Here is an 18,431-nt window from a genome sequence, read left to right on the forward strand (position 1 = left end):
CGGGATGACGACAGGGACCGACATTTCCGATCCAATCCTCTACGCCGGGCGACGCGTGTTCGTTGTCGGTCTCGGCCGTTCCGGCATGGCCGCGGCCCACGCCCTGCGCGCCGGCGGTGCGACCGTTCTGTGCTGGGACGATGGCGACGCGGCACGCAGCGCGGCCGCTTCCGAACGCTTCGACATCGTCAACCCGACGACCGAGGGCGCCCTGAGCGACGCCGCCTGCATGGTTCTGGCGCCCGGCATTCCGCTGACCCATCCCCGGCCGCACCCCGCTGTTATCGCCGCCCGCCATGCGGGCGTCGAGATCGTCGGCGACATCGAGCTTCTGTTTCGTGCGCGACCGGAGGCCACCTATGTCGGGATCACCGGTACGAATGGAAAATCCACCACGACGGCCTTGATCGGCCATATCCTGAAATCAGGCGGGATGGATGTCGCAATCGGTGGGAATCTGGGAATTCCGGCATTGAGCCTGCCAAAGGCGGATATCTATGTCTTGGAGATGTCGTCCTATCAACTGGATCTGACGCCCAGCCCTGCCTTTGACATCTCGGTGTTGTTGAACATCACACCGGACCATCTGGACCGTCACGGCGGCATGGGCGGTTACATCGATTCCAAACGGCGCATCCTGCGGCCGCGCACATCGGACAGTCTCGCCGTCATCGGCACCGACACCCCCGTCACCGAGACTATTGCGGTGGAGCAGCGCAGCCGCAACGCCGACGGTGTCGTTACGATCTGTCATGCGACCCAACCGGTCGCGGATTACGTGGCCGACGGACGTTTCCCCGCCATCGCCGGCGATCACGGCGTTCAGAATGCCGCAGCGGCCTTTGCCGTCGCCCGTCGCCTGGGCCTGTCCGACGACGTCATTCTGCGGGGTCTGGAAACTTTCCCCGGTCTTGCCCACCGGCAGGAACGCGTGGCGACCCTTGACGGGATCACCTTCATCAACGATTCCAAGGCGACCAATGCGGAAGCCGCGGCCAGGGCCCTGTCGACCTTCGACGGCATCTACTGGATTGCGGGTGGCCGCGACAAGAATGACGGCTATGCCCCGCTGGATCCTTATCTGGGGCATGTCCGCCGGGCCTTTCTGATCGGCGAGGCCGCGGAAGCCATCGATCTGTGGATCGACGGCCGCATTCCCACCCTACGATCCGGCGACCTGACGAATGCCGTTCACGCCGCCCGCGAGGCGGCAAGGGATGACGACGCGCCCGGCCCGATCCTGCTGTCGCCGGCCTGCGCATCCTTCGACCAGTTCCCGAATTTCGAAATCCGGGGTGAAACGTTCAAGAACATCGTCCTCGCCCTTCCGGCAACCGACCGGATCGTGCACGGCGCGAAGGAGGCGGCGTGATGGCTATCGCGCGGAATGACAATTCAGTTCTGGGCCGCTGGTGGTGGACCGTCGACCGCTGGACACTGGCGGCACTGGTCACACTTGCTGTGCTGGGATTGCTGATGACCCTGTCCGCCAGCCCGTCCGTGGCAGAGCGGATTGGCGCGGATTCCATGCATTTCGTCCGGAAGCAGGCGATTTTGCTGGCCCCGGCCGTGCTGGCGATGATCGGCGTGTCGCTGATGGAACCGCGCGCCGTGCGCCGGCTCGCCCTGTTGATGCTCGGTGGCTCGATCCTGCTGCTGCTGGGCACATTGGTCCTCGGCGCGGAAATCAAGGGTGCCACCCGTTGGATTTCCATTGCCGGCTTCACCATTCAGCCGTCCGAATTCGTAAAACCGGCCTTCGCGGTCATCGCGGGCTGGATGTTCGCAGCCCGCCGCCTGGGCGAACCGATTCCGGGATACACCATTGCCTGCGGCCTCTACGTGATTGTCGTCGGCCTGCTGCTGCTGCAGCCGGATGTCGGGCAAGCCGCGGTCGTCACCGCGATTTTCGGCGTGCAGTTCTTCCTGGCCGGGCTGCCCATGGTCCTGGTCATTATCATGGTCATCGGCGGGATCGGGCTGCTGGTCGGCGCGTATTTCATCTTTCCCCACGTGCAGAGCCGCATCGACCGGTTCCTCGACCCGGCAGCAGGCGACACCTATCAGATCGACCGGGCCCGGGACGCCTTCATGAATGGCGGCCTGTTCGGACGGGGCCCGGGCGAAGGGACCGTGAAAGCCCATCTGCCGGACAGCCATGCCGATTTCGTCTTCGCGGTCGCGGGCGAGGAATTTGGCATCATTGCCTGTCTGCTCATCGTCTCGGTCTTCGCCTTCATCGTGCTGCGCGGCTTCGCGCGTGTGCTTCAGGACAACGACCTGTTCGTCGTCATCGCCGCGACCGGCCTGCTGGTCCAATTCGGTCTGCAGGCCCTGATCAACATGGCATCGACCTTGAGCCTGATCCCGACCAAGGGCATGACCCTGCCCTTCCTGTCCTATGGGGGATCTTCGCTGCTGGCTCTCGGTCTGGGGATGGGCATGCTGCTCGCACTCACCAGAAAGCGACCGGGGGTGCTGTCATGAGCAAAGGCAATCTCGTCGTCCTGGCAACCGGCGGAACAGGCGGCCACGTCTTCCCGGCCCAGGCCCTGGCTGAAGAACTGAAGCGCCGCGGCAACCGCCTCGCCCTGATCACGGACAGACGCGGCGACGCATATTCCGGCCCCCTGGGGGAACTGGACGCCCACACGATCAGCGCCGCCGGGGTTTCCGGAAAGGGCCTGCGCGCCCGCATCGCCGCTGTCTTCAAGCTGATGGTGGGCTATTTCCAGGCACGCAAGCTGCTGCGAACGATGCGCCCCGCCGTGGTCGTAGGCTTCGGCGGCTATCCCAGCGTGCCGACCATGATGGCCGCCAGCCACCTCAAGATTCGCACGGCCATCCATGAACAGAACGCCGTTCTGGGGCGCGCGAACCGGCTGATGGCCGGCCGGGTCGACCGGATCGCCCTCAGTTTCAATGAAACGGACGGCTTGTCGCCGAAGGATCGCGAACGCAGCGTCCTGACAGGCAATCCGGTTCGCCCGGAAATCGCCGCCCTCGCCGGACGGCCCTTCAAGACACCGGACAGCGACAGTCCCCTGCATGTGCTGATCGTCGGCGGCAGTCAGGGTGCTCAGATCCTGGGAGAAGCGGTACCCGCGGCCATGGCCAGACTGCCCGAAGGGTTGAAATCCCGGCTGAGGGTTGAACAGCAGGCACGGCCCGAACAGCTGGACGCCGTCAGGAGCGCCTATCGTCAGGCCGGCATCGACGCCGACATTCGCCCCTTCTTCGACGACATGCCGGTGCGACTGGCCCGCGCACATCTGATGATCGGCCGGGCCGGCGCCTCCACCCTGGCGGAACTGACCACCGTAGGGCTGCCGGCCATCCTGATCCCTTACGCTTATGCGATCGACAACCACCAGGCGGCCAATGCGGCGCGGCTCAGTGACGCCGGCGGCGCCTGGGCGATCCCGCAGATGGATGTCACCGCCGACGACCTCGCCCGCCGCATCGAACAGCTTCTCGGCAACCCGCCGGTGCTGAGCGCAGCCGCACAGGCCGCCGCACGCACAGGCATTCCCGATGCCACCCGACGTCTGGCCGACGCGGTCGAAGGCCTGACGAACGGCAACGGCGGAAACTCGATGAAGGAGGCTGCGTGATGCGCATGCCCTTGACCCTCGGTCGCCTGCATTTCGTCGGCATCGGCGGGATCGGCATGTCCGGAATCGCCGAAGTCATGCACAATCTCGGCTACACAGTTTCCGGTTCCGACATGGCGGACAACGCCAATGTGAAGCGACTGCGCGGCCTCGGTATCGACGTCCGGATCGGCCATGAAGCGGCCCATGTCGATGGCGCGGCCGTCGTCGTGGTTTCTACCGCGGTGAAACGCGATAATCCGGAGGTTTCTGCAGCGCGTGCGGCCCTGATCCCGGTCGTGCGTCGGGCCGAAATGCTGGCCGAACTGATGCGCCTGAAATGGTCCGTCGCCGTCGGCGGCACGCATGGCAAGACGACCACCACGTCGTTGGTCGCCCAGATGCTGGATACCGCGAAGAAGGATCCGACCGTGATCAACGGCGGAATCATCAACGCCTATGGAACCAATGCCCGATTGGGTCAGGGCGAATGGTTGGTCGCAGAGGCGGACGAGAGCGACGGAACCTTCGTGAAACTGCCTGCGACGATCGCGGTCGTAACCAATATTGACCCGGAGCATATGGATCACTACGGCAGTTTCGACGCCCTGCGCGACGCCTTCCGGACCTTCGTTCAGAATATTCCCTTCTACGGGTTCGCAGCCGTGTGCCTCGACCACCCTGAGGTCCAGGCACTGATCGGGCGCATCGAGGACCGACGCATCGTCACCTACGGTTTCAGCCCGCAGGCCGACGTCCGCGCCGTGTCCTATACGCCCGGCCCCGACGGTTATGTCATGGCGGTTGAAATCGCCTTGCGCGGTGAGGAGAAGCGCCGCATCGATGACATTCACCTTCCGATGCATGGCGACCACAATGTCCAGAACTCCCTGGCTGCAATTGCCGTTGCAGTTGAAATGGACATCCCGGACGAGGTCATTCGGGCAGCACTGGCCGCCTTCTCCGGCGTGAAGCGGCGGTTCACGAAGACCGGCACCTGGAATGACGTGACCATCATCGACGATTACGGCCATCACCCGGTCGAGATCGCAGCAGTCCTTCGCGCCGCGCGGCAAGCCACCCGAAACCGGGTCGTCGCCGTGGTTCAGCCGCATCGCTACACCCGACTGCACGATCTGTTCGAGGATTTCTGCACCTGCTTCAATGATGCGGACATGGTTCTGGTCGCGCCGGTCTACACGGCCGGGGAACAGCCGATCGAAGGTGCCGATCGCGACCATCTGGCCGATGGGCTGCGCGCGCGTGGCCACCGTTCCGTCCGCGTGATCGAGGGTGAGAGCGATCTTGCCGACACCGTTCGCGAGGTAGCCCAGCCCGGTGACATGGTCATTTGTCTGGGTGCGGGTTCGATCACCGCCTGGGCGAACGCGCTTCCGGAACGCCTGGCGGCGGGAGGCGCGGCATGATGGCGATGAAGTCGGATATCGAAACCGGCTTGCTGGCGAGACTGCCCGACGTGCGTGGACGCATTTCCGAAGGCAGCCCGCTGTCGAAGGTCACCTGGTTCCGCGTCGGCGGGCCGGCGGATGCGATGTTCAAGCCGGCCGACCTGGCCGACCTGCAGGCCTTCCTGGCTGCGACCCCGAAGGACATTCCCGTAACCCCGATCGGCGTCGGGTCCAACCTGTTGGTGAGAGACGGCGGCGTCGCCGGTGTCGTACTGCGACTGGGGGGTGGATTTGCCGACATCTCGGCGGACGGCACCGAAGTTGAAGCCGGCGCTGCGGCCCTGGACGCCAATGTCGCCAGAACTGCCGCCAGCCATTCCCTGACCGGACTGGAGTTCTATTCAGGCATCCCTGGCACGATCGGCGGCGCATTGCGTATGAATGCCGGCGCCTACGGCACGGAAACAAAAGATGTCCTGATCTGGGCGGAGGCGTTGGATCGTGAAGGCACGCTGCACCGCATCGACGCGGCCGATATGGGATTCGACTATCGCCATTGCGGCATCCCCATGGATTGGATTTTCGTACGTGCCCGCTTCCGTGCGGAACCCGGGGACGAAACGGCAATTCGCGCCCGCATGGCGGAAATCCAGGAAAGCCGAAGCGCCAGTCAGCCGATCCGCAGCCGGACCGGCGGATCCACCTTTCGAAACCCGCCGGGCGGCAAGGCCTGGAAGACAATCGACACAGCCGGCTGCCGCGGCCTTCGGGTGGGCGGCGCACAGGTGTCGGAGCAGCACTGTAATTTCCTGATCAATACCGGCGACGCAACCGGCGCGGACCTCGAGTCCCTCGGCGAGGAAGTCCGCCGACGGGTGCGCGAAAGCCAGGGCGTCGAACTTACCTGGGAAATCAAGAGGATCGGGAGGACCGCGGAATGACGAAATCGGTGGCGGTTCTTATGGGCGGCTGGTCCGCCGAACGCGAGGTTTCACTGGTCTCCGGCAAGGCCTGTGCCGACGCGCTGGAAAATGCCGGCTATTCGGTGAGCAGGATCGATCTGCAGCGGGACGTGCGCGCCCTGATCGACGCCCTGGAGCCACGACCGGACGTCGTCTTCAACGCGCTGCATGGCCGATGGGGCGAAGACGGTGCGATCCAGGGCCTGCTGGACATGATGGCCATTCCCTATACCCATTCCGGGCGGATGGCATCGACCCTGGCGATGGACAAGCCGTTGTCGATCCAGCTCTTCCGTCAGGCGGGCCTTCCGACGGCAAATCATGTCGTGACCGACATCGACGCCCTGCGTTCCGGGCCGGAGCCGATGCAGCGCCCCTTCGTCGTGAAACCCGCCCATGAAGGCTCCTCCGTCGGGGTCTATATCGTGCTGGAAGGCAATAACGGTCCGGACTATTCCGCCTGGTCCTACGGAACCGCGATGGTGGAGGAGTATGTGGCGGGACAGGAACTGACCGTCTCGGTCATGGGCGGCAAGGCAATGGCCGTCACGGAACTGCGCCCTAAGCAGGGATTCTACGACTACGAAGCCAAATACACCGACGGCAAGACGGTGCATCTCTGCCCGGCGCCGATCTCTGACACCCTAGCCCGGACCTGCATGGATCTGGCGGAGCGCGCCCATGTTGCGCTGGGCTGCCGCGGCGTGACCCGTTCCGACTTCCGCTATGACCCGGAATCGGGCCGACTGATCATTCTGGAGGTCAACACACAGCCGGGCATGACACCCTTGAGCCTCGTCCCGGAACAAGCGCTCCAGTTAGGCATTTCGTTCGAAGAACTGGTGAGTTGGATGGTGGAGAACGCGTCATGCGATTCCTGATGCGCGCCAAGAAACCGACCGGGAAAGCCGCCAAGGCCGCACCGCGCGAACGCGCCAAGTCGCGTAAGGCAGACAACGACGCGGAGAGCACGGGCATGCGGACACCGCTGACGCTCGGCGCATCCTTCGCGGGTCTGCTCGCGGTATTGGGCGGCCTTGCCTACGCCTGGCATATCGATGCCCCCTCCCGCATTGCGGCCTGGACATATGACAGCTTCATGGCCGCTACCGCGGGGGCCGGCCTGTCGGTTCGTGAAGTCTATGCCGTCGGCCGCACGGAAACCGCGCGCAGCGACATTCTGAGCGCCCTGCAGGTCGATATCGGCGATCCGATCCTCGACTTCGATCCCGAAGTCGCGCGCACCCGCCTGGAGGAACTGGGGTGGGTCCGTGCAGCCGAAGTTCGCCGCACCTTCCCCGGCACCGTCGTCGTCCGTCTGGAAGAACGCGAGGCAATCGCGATCTGGCAGCATGACGAACGTTTCGTACTGATCGATTCGAACGGGATCGAGATCGGCGAGAAGGACGTGCACCGGCACAGCCATCTGAAGATTGTCGTCGGGCCCGACGCACCTCAGCATACGGCGGAACTGCTCAGTCTGCTGAAAAGTGAGCCGGAACTGGAAGACCGCGTCGTGGCAGCCGTTCGCGTTGGCGCGCGGCGCTGGAACCTGCGGCTTGAGGGCGGGATCGACGTCAGCCTGCCGGAACAGGGCGCATCGGTGGCCTGGCGCAAACTGGCGGATTATCAGCGCGAGCACGAAATCCTGTCGCGGGCGGTGGGTGAAATCGACCTTCGCCATCCCGACCGCATGACAGTGCAACTGACAGAACCCGGCCTGCAGGAAGTTATGGGCCGGGGAAAAGGCGAAGAAACCTAAAGGGGCAACCAAGACGCGGGTCCGGTAAGGGCCGGCCCGGCTTTTCGAGGAAGAACGACGGTGGCGACGACACGTAAACTGACGGCTTTGGATGTGGGATCGACGAAGATCTGCTGCTTTATCGCAGAGGTCTCGGATGCCGGGCGCATCCGCGTTACCGGCATGAGCCATCAACAATCAGCCGGGCTCAAGGGTGGCGTGGTCGTCGATATGGAAAGCGCCTATCGCGCCATTCTGTCCGCGGTCCATTCCGCTGAGCAGATGGCCGGCACCACGATCGAGGACGTCATCGTCTCCATCAACGGGGCGAAGCCGAAAAGCACCACCCTGATGCGGGAAATGACCATCGGTGGCGGGGCAATTCGCGACCCCGACATTGCTCGCCTGCTACAGGAAGCCAAAGAGGCGGAGAACCACGAGAATCGGATGCTGTTGCACGCCATTCCGATCGGATACTCCGTCGACGGCGGCCCGCTGCTGAAAGAACCCCGGTCGATGCATGCCCAGACACTGGGCGTGAAGATGCATCTGGTGACCGCCAATGAAGGCGCCGTGCAAAACCTCGTGAACTGCGTCGCGCGCTGTCATCTGAAGGTCTTCGATTTTGCGCTTTCCTCCTACGCGGCCGGTCTGTCCGCTCTGGTTGAGGATGAAAAGGACCTCGGCGCGACGGTGATCGACATGGGTGGCGGCACGACCAGTTTCAGCGTCTTCTATGAAGGTGCAGCGGTCTATGGCGACTGCATACCGGTGGGTGGTCAGCATGTTACCTCCGACATCGCCCGCGGGCTTTCGACCACGATCCATCAGGCGGAACGGCTGAAGACGCTTTATGGATCGTGCCTGCCCGCGCCGTCGGACGACCGCGACATGATCGATGCGCCGCGCATTGGCGAGGAGGACGATGCCTCCCCCAATCGCGTCCCCAAAAGCTATCTGGTTTCGATCATCGCCCCCCGATTGGAGGAGACATTCGAACTGGTCAAGAAGCGCCTGGATGCATCCGGTGCCGCCGGCATGGCCGGTCAGCGCGTCGTCCTGACCGGTGGCGCGAGCCAGTTGCCCGGCGTTCGCGAAATGGCGGGACGCATTCTTGGAAAGCAGGTTCGGCATGGGCGCCCGCTCAAGGTTTCCGGCCTTGCCGAAGCTACCGGAGGGCCGGCATTCGCCACTGCGGCCGGCCTTCTGCACTTCGCTGTGGACGATTGTGGGGAGGCCCGCAGCACCGCGACGCAACCTGCAGCGAATCAGGGGGGAATCATGGCGCGTGTCGGAGGGTGGTTTCGTGGCTTTTAAGCAACACCCAAGGAAAAAACGCACAAAACCATGCAGTGGAAACGCTAAAAACCGGTCCAAAGCCTGCGAATCACTAGAGACTCGATTCTCGATATCAGGTCTCGCGAATCAGGACCGGCTGAAGACATCGTCGCTCGAAGGAGGCGCATCATGAGTATCAATTTCAAGGCACCCGAGGCCGAAGTCGACCTGAAGCCGCGGATCGTGGTCGTCGGAGTCGGCGGCGCGGGCGGCAACGCCGTCAACAACATGATTCGCTCGAACCTCGAGGGTGTCGAGTTCGTCGTCGCGAATACCGATGCGCAGGCGCTGAAACATTCCCAGGCGGACCGGAAGATCCAGCTCGGTGCGGATGTCACCCGCGGACTCGGTGCCGGTGCCCGACCGGAAATCGGTCGCGACGCCGCGATGGAATCGCTGGACGACGCGCTGGAACACCTGACCGGCGCGAACATGGTCTTCATCACCGCCGGCATGGGCGGCGGCACCGGCACCGGTGCCGCACCGGTACTGGCCGAGGCCTGCCGCGACCACGGCATGCTGACGGTCGGTGTCGTGACCAAGCCGTTCCATTTCGAAGGCGCCCACCGCATGCGGGCCGCCGAGCAGGGCATCGAGGAACTGCAACAGTTCGTCGACACCCTGATCATCATTCCGAACCAGAACCTGTTCCGGGTCGCGAATGAGAAGACGACCTTCGCCGACGCCTTCAAGATGGCGGACGATGTCCTGTATTCCGGCGTGCGTGGCGTGACCGACCTGATGGTCATGCCGGGCCTGATCAACCTGGATTTCGCCGACATCCGCACGGTGATGAGCGAAATGGGCAAGGCGATGATGGGGACGGGCGAAGCCGATGGCGACAATCGCGCCATCCTGGCCGCCGAAAGCGCCATCTCCAACCCGCTGCTGGAAGATGTGTCGATGAAGGGGGCCCGCGGCGTCCTGATCAACATCACCGGCGGGCCGGACATGACCCTGTTCGAAGTCGACGAAGCCGCCAATCGGATCCGCGAGGAGGTCGATGCCGACGCCAACATCATCTTCGGCTCCACCTTCGAGGAAAACCTGGAAGGCAAGATGCGGGTCTCGGTGGTCGCAACCGGTATCGAATCCGAAGCCGGCGTCAATCCGCGCCCGGCCCAGCAGCGTTCTTCGGTAACGCCGCTGCGTCCGCGTAAGGTGGAAGCCCCGGCGGCAGAGGTCGCGGAGGCCCCGGAAGTCGTTGCCGAAGCCGATCCCTACGAAGAAGCGCATGAGCAGATGGAAGCCACGGTAACCGCGGAAGAAATCTCTCAGGTTGCGGCAACCCGGCCGGAAGCTGCAGAGCCGACGGCCGAGTCGGACGAATACGATCCGGAGCCGGCACTCTTCGACGACCCGCCCGCAGCGACGGACCGGAAGGAAGCCGCAGACATGGATGCCGTGCCCGAAACGGCCGGACCGTCCCCTGCCCCGGAAGCCGTCCGTCCGAAAGACGCCTTCATTCCGCCGCGACCGGTGCGCCCGGAGGAACTGAAGCGCGGCCCCGCCCGAGAGGCCGAGCCGTTCCGTGAAGCCGAAATGATGAACGGTAGCGACGGCGCCCAGCGTCCGCGCGGCAAGACCAGCCTGTTCAGCCGCGTTACCGGACTGGGCCTGGGAAACGGGAAGACCGCGCCGTCGAAGCAGAGTGAACCGTCTTTGGTGCGCGGCGAAGCCAAACCCGCCCAGCAGCCGCAGCAGGCCGCGCCCCGGCCGGCGCCGATTCAAAGAACTGCGGAAGCCGCAAAACCGGTTGAAGCCGATCTGGCACCGTCAAAGGCGGAAGAGGAAATGCTGGAAATCCCGGCATTCCTCCGCCGCCAGGCAAACTGACGGGTCTCAACATTGCGATAGACCGGCCGCCGCCCATATCGGGTTGGCGGCCGGTTTGCGTTTGGATAACGCGTTCCGCCCGGAAATCCCGCCCTGTTCCTGCCCTAGATCGACCAAGGGGGCTCGCCGACACAACAGGTTGGGATGCGCACCGCCATTTGCCGCGCCGCAATGCAACATTGTGTAACACTAGTTGATTTGTTGCCTTGCGACCCCGGTGGTACATCCATCAGCGTGCCGAACAGCGCGGCGCGGGGGTGACACGAAAACGCTGCTTCAAGTAACCGATCGATAGGGTGTGGGTGGTGACAATGCTGGACGGGATGAGCGAACTGACGGAAGTGACGGAACGGTCCGTATCGGCCGGTCTTCTGCAGCGCACTCTCAAATCTTCGATCAACTGCCGCGGCATTGGCTTGCACTCCGGTGAACCGGTGAACATGACGCTGACCCCTGCCGACCCCGGTACGGGCATCGTCTTCCGCCGCGTCGACCTGAAGAATGGCGCGCGCGACATCCCTGCCCGGTTCGACATGGTCACGGATACGCGGCTCTGCACCAAGATTTCGAACGACCACAACGGTTCTGTCGCCACCATCGAACACCTGATGGCCGCGCTTGCCGGCTGCGGCGTCGACAATGCCATTGTCGAACTCGACGGACCGGAAGTGCCCGTGATGGACGGCAGTTCCGAACCCTTTGTGTTCCTGGTCGAATGCGCCGGGGTCGTCGAACAGTCGGTCGAGCGCAATATCGTCCGGGTGAAACGCCCCGTGCGTGTCGGCACGGATGAGGCTTTTGCCTCGCTGGAGCCGGGCCACCGTTTCACAATGGCGATGGGCATCGATTTCGCGAGCCGCGCCATTGGTCGACAGGACATTTTCCTGGAAATCAGTGACCTGACTTTCAAGCGGGAGCTTTCCAAGGCCCGTACCTTCGGCTTCGCCCATGAGGTCGAGGCCATGCGCGCCGCCGGGCTGGCCCGCGGCGGCAGCCTGGAAAACGCGGTTGTCATCGACGGCGACACCGTCATGAACAAGGACGGTTTGCGGTTCGAGGACGAGTTCGTCCGCCACAAGGCGCTGGATTGCGTCGGAGACCTGGCACTGGCAGGTGGTCCGATCCTGGGCCATTTCCGCGGCCGTCGAACCGGCCATGCGTTGAACAATCAACTGCTCCGCGCGCTGTTCTCCGATTCGGAAAATTACGCCCTGGTCCCCGCTTCCGAGACCTTATCCTTAGCCTGAAGGGCTGCCGGACGACTCGGTCACGAAGCCTCCCCGCCTGCTTGCCGGTCAAACCGCATCCGCGCCGAGAGATCGCGCGCCTGGAACGGCGTTGGATCCCAGGCATGTCAGGGCGCGGCCACTTAGCGATGCAAACCGAGTGTCGGGGCCGGCAGGCGCGTATGTTTTCTGCCGGAAACGGCCTTCTGCTTCCCTCGTGTTTTCATGATCGAATCCCCGGAACCGCCAGGATATCGTTCGGTCCGGCCGCGGGCCGCGAATGAATTTTGATCCCCGGGCCGTAATGCTATATTCAGCCAGTGTGAAAGCGTCGCCTTCCCGGGAACACGAGCGATCCAATATGCGTCTGATCAAATCTTTACAGAGCCGCACTCTAGTAGGTCTCATGGCCGCATTTCTGATGCTGGGTCTGACTGCCTGCTCCGAGGACGAGCCGGAATATGTCGAACGCCCGGTGGAGGAACTCTACAACGAGGCCATGGACATGCTCGAAGTCCGAAACTTCGACGCCGCCATTCTGGCCTTCGAGGAAGTGGACCGGCAGCATCCCTACTCTGTCTGGGCCACGAAGGCCCAGTTGATGTCGGCTTATGTGAACTATCGCGCCGACCGCTATGACGAGGCGATCATCGCCCTGGACCGGTTCATCGACCTACATCCCGGCAACCGGGATATCGCCTATGCATACTACCTGCGCGCCATCGCATATTACGAACAGATCGTCGATGTCGGCCGCGACCAGAAGATCACGCGCCTTGCGCTGGACGGGTTGCGCGACGTGGTGCGCCGATTCCCCAATACCGAATATGCCCGCGACGCCAATCTGAAGATCGACCTGACCCAGGACCATCTGGCCGGCAAGGAAATGTCGATCGGGCGCTTTTACCAGCGCCGGGATGAGCACGTCGCCGCGATCAACCGCTTCAAGACGGTGATCGCGCAGTTTGAGACGACGACCCATGTCCCCGAGGCCCTGCATCGGCTGGTTGAAAGCTACGTCGCACTGGGAATTCGGCCGGAAGCGGAGCGGACCGCGTCGGTGCTGGGATACAACTTCCCGGGCAGCGACTGGTACGCCAATTCCTATGCGCTGCTGGAAGGCGGCCGGAATCTGGACGCCCCGGACGAGGATTCGTGGCTGAGCTGGACCTGGTCCTGGATATTCTGATCGGAGACCGGCGCGCATCATGCTGACGGGGCTCACGATCCGGGACATCGTACTGATCGATAGACTGCGCCTCTCCTTTTCCGGCGGCCTGGCCGTTTTGACCGGCGAGACCGGCGCCGGGAAATCCATTCTTCTCGACTCCCTTGGCCTGGCCCTAGGCCGCCGTTCCGAAGCGAAGCTGGTTCGACCCGGCGCGGACAAAGCCTCCGTGACCGCGGAGTTCGAGCTGCCGGAAGGACACGCGGTTCACGCCATTCTGGAAGAGAACGACCTGCATCCCGAAGACCATCTGATCCTGCGCAGAACGGTGTCCGCGGACGGGCGCAGCAAAGCCTTCATCAATGATCAGCCCGTCGGCATTGCGTTGCTGAAGCAGGTCGGGGAGCGGCTTGTCGAAGTTCAGGGCCAGTTCGACCAGCACGGCCTGCTGGATGCCAGTACCCATATCGACCTTCTGGACGCATTCGGCGGGCTGACCCCGGAGCGAAGCACGGTCGAGCGCAGCTACAGCGCATGGCAGGCGGCACGCAGGGAATACGACAAGGCCGCGGCAAAGGCCGAAGCGGCACGCAAGGAAGAGGATTATCTGCGCTTCGCCGCGGAAGAGCTCGACAAGCTGGCCCCGCAATCGGGCGAGGAGGAGGAACTCGCGGAACGTCGCACAATGCTGCAGAACGCGGAGCGCCTGACCGAATCGATCACGGCTGCGGTGGACTTCCTGTCCGGCAATGATGGTGCCGATGAAGGGCTGCGTCAGGCGCAGCGCGCCCTGGACCGGGTCGCGGACAAGATGGGCGAACTGCTGAATGATGCCATTGCCGGACTTGACCGTGCGGCGGTAGAAATCGAGGAAGCCATCGGTCAGTTGAACCGGATCGGGTCGGATCTGAACGCCGATTCCGGTGCACTGGAAGAGATCGAGGAACGCCTGTTCGCGCTGCGCGACATCGCCCGGAAGCACGGCACCACCGTGGACGACCTGCCCCGGCTGCGCGAGGACATCGCGGAAAGACTTACCTTTATCGATGCGGGAGAGGAACGGCTGGCCGCCCTTACGGCCCAGGTGGAGACGGCGCGCAACGATTACGAACGCGCAGCCGAAGCGCTTAGCACGCGGCGGCGCAGCGCGGCGGAGAAACTGGACGCCGCCGTGAATGCCGAACTGCCGCCACTGAAACTGGAGCGCGCCCGCTTCTCGACTGAGATTCATCCACTGGATCCGTCGAAATGGGGCCCAACGGGCCGCGACCGGATCGGCTTCACCGTGACCACCAATCCCGGCATGCCCGGCGGTCCATTGGACAAGATTGCCTCCGGCGGAGAGTTGAGCCGTTTCCTGTTAGCCATCAAGGTCGCGCTGGCAGAAGTCGGAACCGTTCCCACCCTAGTGTTCGACGAGGTCGATGCCGGGGTCGGCGGCGCAACTGCTGCCGCCGTCGGGGAAAGATTGGGGCGTCTGGCGGAACGACTTCAGGTACTTGTCGTCACTCACTCTCCGCAGGTCGCGGCACGCGGCATTTCCCATTGGCGGGTTGCCAAAGCCACCGGTGATGACGGGCGTGCGGCAACGTCGGTCAGCAGCCTTGATCCCCATAATCGGCGCGAAGAACTGGCCCGCATGCTGTCGGGCGCGGAAATCACCGACGAGGCTCGGGCAGCCGCGGATCGTCTTATCCAGGGAGTCTGAGCCAGTGAGCAGCAAGGAAGTCGATGCGCTGACCGAAGCCGAGGCCCGCAAGGAACTGGCACGGCTGGCCATGGAGATTGCGTATCACGACGCCCGCTATCACAAGGAAGATGCGCCGGAGATATCCGATGGCGACTATGATGCACTGCGTCGCCGCAACGAGGCGATCGAGGCACGTTTCCCCAATCTGATACGCAAGGACAGCCCGTCCCTGAAAGTCGGTGCGGCACTGAAATCCGGCTTCGGCAAGATCCGGCATGTCAAACCGATGCTGTCGCTCGGCAACGCGTTCAATGACGAGGATGTTGCCGAGTTCATGGCCCGGATCCGCCGGTTTCTGGGGCTGAGCGACACGGAAGAGCTTGCGATCCTGGCGGAACCGAAAATCGACGGGCTGTCCGCCTCCCTGCGATACGAGAACGGCAAGCTGGTCTATGCCGCGACCCGCGGCGACGGGTCGGAAGGCGAAGACGTGACCGCAAACATGCGGACTCTGGAAGACGTCCCGGAAACCCTGATAGGTGCGCCGGATATTCTGGAAGTGCGCGGCGAAGTCTATATGCGGAAGGACGATTTCTTCGCACTCAATGAGCGTCAGGCGGCAGCCGGGGCAAAGACATTCGCCAATCCCCGTAATGCGGCGGCCGGCTCCCTTCGGCAGCTCGACCCGTCCATAACGAAACAGCGCCCCTTGCGCTTCTTCGGCTATGCGTGGGGCGATCTTTCCGCGCCCCTGGCGTCGACCCAGGCCGAAGCCCGCGAGCGGCTCAAGGAACTGGGCTTCTCGCTGAACCACCCGACCGCCCTGTGCCAGAGCCTGGAAGAGGTCCTGGCCCATTACCGCCTGATCGAGACACAACGTGCAGAACTGCCCTTCGATATCGATGGCGTGGTCTACAAGGTCGACCGCCTGGACTGGCAGGAACGACTGGGTCAGGTGAGCCGCGCGCCGCGCTGGGCCATCGCCCACAAGTTCGCGGCCGAAAAGGCCGAGACCGTAATCGAGGAAATCACCGTGCAGGTCGGCCGGACCGGCGCTCTGACGCCCGTGGCGAACCTGAAGCCGGTTACAGTGGGGGGCGTCGTGGTATCGCGGGCAACCCTGCATAATCAGGACGAGATCGAGCGGCTGGGCGTGAAAGAAGGGGATACGGTTCGCATCCAGCGCGCCGGTGACGTGATCCCGCAGGTCCTGGAGGTCGTCAAAGACGGCGGCGGCGCACCCTACACCTTCCCGGCGGCCTGCCCGGTCTGCGGCAGCGATGTCGAACGGGACGACGGTGAGGTGGTCTGGCGCTGTACCGGCGGCCTGATCTGCGAAGCCCAGGCCGTCGAACGCCTGAAACATTTCGTCAGTCGTGACGCCTTCGATATCGAAGGACTGGGCACGAAGAGCATCGAGGAGTTCTGGGGCGAAGGGCTGATTCGGGAACCAGCCGATATCTTCCGCCTGTCCGTTCATCGGGATTCCCTGATCGGACGCGAGGGATGGAAGGAAAAATCCGTTACCAACCTGCTGAACGCCATCGAGGCACGCCGGGAAATTCCCCTGGACCGCTTCATCTACGCATTGGGCATACGGCACATCGGACAGACGACGGCGAAACTGCTGGCCCGCAGTTTCCACAGCTTCGACGCCTGGCACGCAGCCATGACCCAGGTTGCCGCGGAACGGAAGGATAATCCGGACGAACACAAGAAGCCGGAGTTGATCGGCCCCGCTTATGCCGAACTGACGGGGATCGACACAGTCGGGATGACGGCGGCGGACAGCCTTGCCGCCTTTTTCGGCGAGGATCACAATGTCGCCGTGTTGTCGTCTCTGGCCGGTACGCTGACCATCACCGATGTCGAGGCGCCGGATGTCGGCGATTCACCGGTTGCCGGAAAGACGATCGTGTTCACGGGCACACTTGAGAAGATGAGCCGCGGTGAGGCGAAGGCACGAGCCGAATCCCTCGGCGCCAAGGTATCCGGCTCGGTCTCCAAGAAGACGGATTTCGTCGTCGTCGGTGCGGATGCCGGTTCCAAGGCGAAGAAGGCTGCTGAACTGGGGGTTACCACCCTTTCCGAAGACGATTGGCTGGCAATGGCTGAGGGGCATGCGCCGCCGACACCACCCGACAGCGGTCAGGGGACACTGATCTGACATGAAACCACTGGCCTGCCTCCTGCTGCTGCTTTGCGTGGTGTACCCCGCGGCAGCCGAGGCACAGGGTTGGACGGTACTGGAATATGACGCGAATGGCCGGGTCGTCGGGTCACGCAACAACACGAGTGACGCAGGCGACGACGATTCGGTTTCCGGCGCGCGCCAACAGGCCGTGGAACCGAACGAGTTGCTGGTTGTCGACCCGACGGCAGGTCAGTTGGCCGAATTGCGCGGGGCGGGGTTTGGCATTCTTCGCCGCAGCGTGCTGACGGGACTTGGCTTCACCCTGGTCGAAATTTCGACACCGCCCGGCATGTCGGTGCCGGAGGCGATGAGCTTCATCTCGGACCGCTATCCCGAACTGCTGGTGGAAACGAATGACCTGCTGGACCTGTCCGGCAACGGCTATCGGGACCGGCAGCAGGCCCAGTCGATCGATTTCACCCGCGATCTCTCGGGCTGGGGCGATGTTCCCGACAGTTGCGGTGCCGGCATCGTCCTGGGACAGATCGACGGCTTCGTGGATGTCGATCACGCAGCGCTGCGCGGCAAGAAGCTGATCTATGAAAGCTTCCTGAAGCCGGACCGGGTTCCGGCGGCAGAAGATCACGGCACCGCTGTGGCGGTCATGCTGATCGGCCGCGCCTTCAACGACCGCTCCAGCGGCCTGCTGCCCGGCGCGAAGCTCTTTGCCGCGAACATCTTCGAGCGACGCAATGGCAAGGATGTCGGCAATCTGGCTGCCCTGGTCCGGGCCATCGACTGGCTGGCGACGAACAACGTCAGGGTCGCCAACCTGTCCATCGCGGGGGGCGACAACAAGATCATGCGGCTGGCAATCAACCGTGCCCTGCAGAAAGGTCTGTTGCTGGTCGCAGCCGCCGGCAACAACGGACCCAATGCGCCGCCCGCATGGCCCGCCGCCCATCCCGATTCCTTTGCGGTTACGGCGATCGACAAGACCATGCGCCTCTATCGCCATGCCAATCGGGGCGCCTACATCGATTTTGCCGCCCCGGGGGTGGACATCCCGACCCAGACGCCGCGTGGTCTGAAGAACCAGAGCGGTACATCCTTTGCCGCGCCCTTTGTCACGGCCATGGTCGCCCTGCACCTGGATGCCGGTTTTGAAGCGGATCCGGAATTGATCCGCCGCAGTCTGCAGCGTTACTCCATGGATCTCGGGACATCCGGGAAGGACGACGTCTACGGCTGGGGGTTGGTACGGCTGCGGCCGAGCTGCTGATCGAAGTAGCCCCGAAATCGCCTGAATCAGACCCAGTTGGTGCCGCATCGCC

General features: G+C 63.6%; 14 protein-coding genes. All 14 read left to right on the plus strand.

The window, feature by feature from the left end:
• Positions 1-4: 4 nt before the first annotated feature.
• The 14 genes from murD (at position 5) to R8L07_00965 (ending at position 18,379) form a co-directional block, all read left to right on the plus strand.
• On the plus strand, positions 5-1,372 hold the full coding sequence (gene murD / locus R8L07_00900) for a UDP-N-acetylmuramoyl-L-alanine--D-glutamate ligase (protein ID MDW3204070.1): 1,368 nt from the start codon (positions 5-7) through the stop codon (positions 1,370-1,372).
• Positions 1,372-2,487, plus strand: a complete 1,116-nt coding sequence (locus R8L07_00905; protein ID MDW3204071.1) for a putative peptidoglycan glycosyltransferase FtsW — start codon at positions 1,372-1,374, stop codon at positions 2,485-2,487. The genes murD and R8L07_00905 overlap by 1 nt, the downstream gene beginning before the upstream one ends.
• Positions 2,484-3,614 (plus strand): undecaprenyldiphospho-muramoylpentapeptide beta-N-acetylglucosaminyltransferase, encoded by a 1,131-nt coding sequence (gene murG, locus R8L07_00910; GenBank protein MDW3204072.1) that lies wholly within the window; start codon positions 2,484-2,486, stop codon positions 3,612-3,614. Before R8L07_00905 ends, murG begins: the two co-directional genes overlap by 4 nt.
• Positions 3,611-5,020, plus strand: a complete 1,410-nt coding sequence (murC, locus tag R8L07_00915) for a UDP-N-acetylmuramate--L-alanine ligase (protein MDW3204073.1) — start codon at positions 3,611-3,613, stop codon at positions 5,018-5,020. The genes murG and murC overlap by 4 nt, the downstream gene beginning before the upstream one ends.
• A 5-nt stretch (positions 5,021-5,025) precedes the next feature.
• Positions 5,026-5,943: a UDP-N-acetylmuramate dehydrogenase gene (gene murB / locus R8L07_00920; protein MDW3204074.1), complete on the plus strand. Its 918-nt coding sequence runs from the start codon at positions 5,026-5,028 to the stop codon at positions 5,941-5,943.
• A complete protein-coding gene (locus tag R8L07_00925; protein MDW3204075.1) occupies positions 5,940-6,845 on the plus strand; it encodes a D-alanine--D-alanine ligase in 906 nt (301 codons plus the stop codon). The genes murB and R8L07_00925 overlap by 4 nt, the downstream gene beginning before the upstream one ends.
• Positions 6,833-7,726 (plus strand): FtsQ-type POTRA domain-containing protein, encoded by an 894-nt coding sequence (locus R8L07_00930; protein ID MDW3204076.1) that lies wholly within the window; start codon positions 6,833-6,835, stop codon positions 7,724-7,726. Before R8L07_00925 ends, R8L07_00930 begins: the two co-directional genes overlap by 13 nt.
• 60 nt (positions 7,727-7,786) lie before the next feature.
• Positions 7,787-9,022 carry a cell division protein FtsA gene (gene ftsA, locus R8L07_00935; protein MDW3204077.1) on the plus strand — a complete coding sequence of 412 codons (1,236 nt, stop codon included), beginning with the start codon at positions 7,787-7,789 and terminating at the stop codon, positions 9,020-9,022.
• Positions 9,023-9,172: 150 nt separating this feature from the next.
• The gene (gene ftsZ / locus R8L07_00940; GenBank protein MDW3204078.1) at positions 9,173-10,879 is read left to right on the plus strand and encodes a cell division protein FtsZ; all 1,707 of its coding nucleotides are present in this window, start codon (positions 9,173-9,175) and stop codon (positions 10,877-10,879) included.
• 311 nt (positions 10,880-11,190) lie between these two features.
• Complete coding sequence (gene lpxC, locus R8L07_00945; GenBank protein MDW3204079.1) at positions 11,191-12,126, plus strand: UDP-3-O-acyl-N-acetylglucosamine deacetylase; 936 nt, start codon at positions 11,191-11,193, stop codon at positions 12,124-12,126.
• Between the two features lie 385 nt (positions 12,127-12,511).
• Entirely contained in the window at positions 12,512-13,294 is a 783-nt protein-coding gene (locus R8L07_00950; protein ID MDW3204080.1) for an outer membrane protein assembly factor BamD, read from the plus strand.
• Between the two features lie 19 nt (positions 13,295-13,313).
• Entirely contained in the window at positions 13,314-14,981 is a 1,668-nt protein-coding gene (gene recN / locus R8L07_00955) for a DNA repair protein RecN (protein MDW3204081.1), read from the plus strand.
• Positions 14,982-14,985: 4 nt separating this feature from the next.
• Complete coding sequence (gene ligA / locus R8L07_00960; GenBank protein ID MDW3204082.1) at positions 14,986-17,130, plus strand: NAD-dependent DNA ligase LigA; 2,145 nt, start codon at positions 14,986-14,988, stop codon at positions 17,128-17,130.
• Position 17,131: 1 nt separating this feature from the next.
• Positions 17,132-18,379 carry a S8 family serine peptidase gene (locus R8L07_00965; GenBank protein MDW3204083.1) on the plus strand — a complete coding sequence of 416 codons (1,248 nt, stop codon included), beginning with the start codon at positions 17,132-17,134 and terminating at the stop codon, positions 18,377-18,379.
• The last annotated feature ends 52 nt before the right edge of the window (positions 18,380-18,431 follow it).

Source organism: Alphaproteobacteria bacterium (assembly GCA_033344895.1).
GTDB lineage: Bacteria > Pseudomonadota > Alphaproteobacteria > UBA8366 > Aestuariispiraceae > Pacificispira.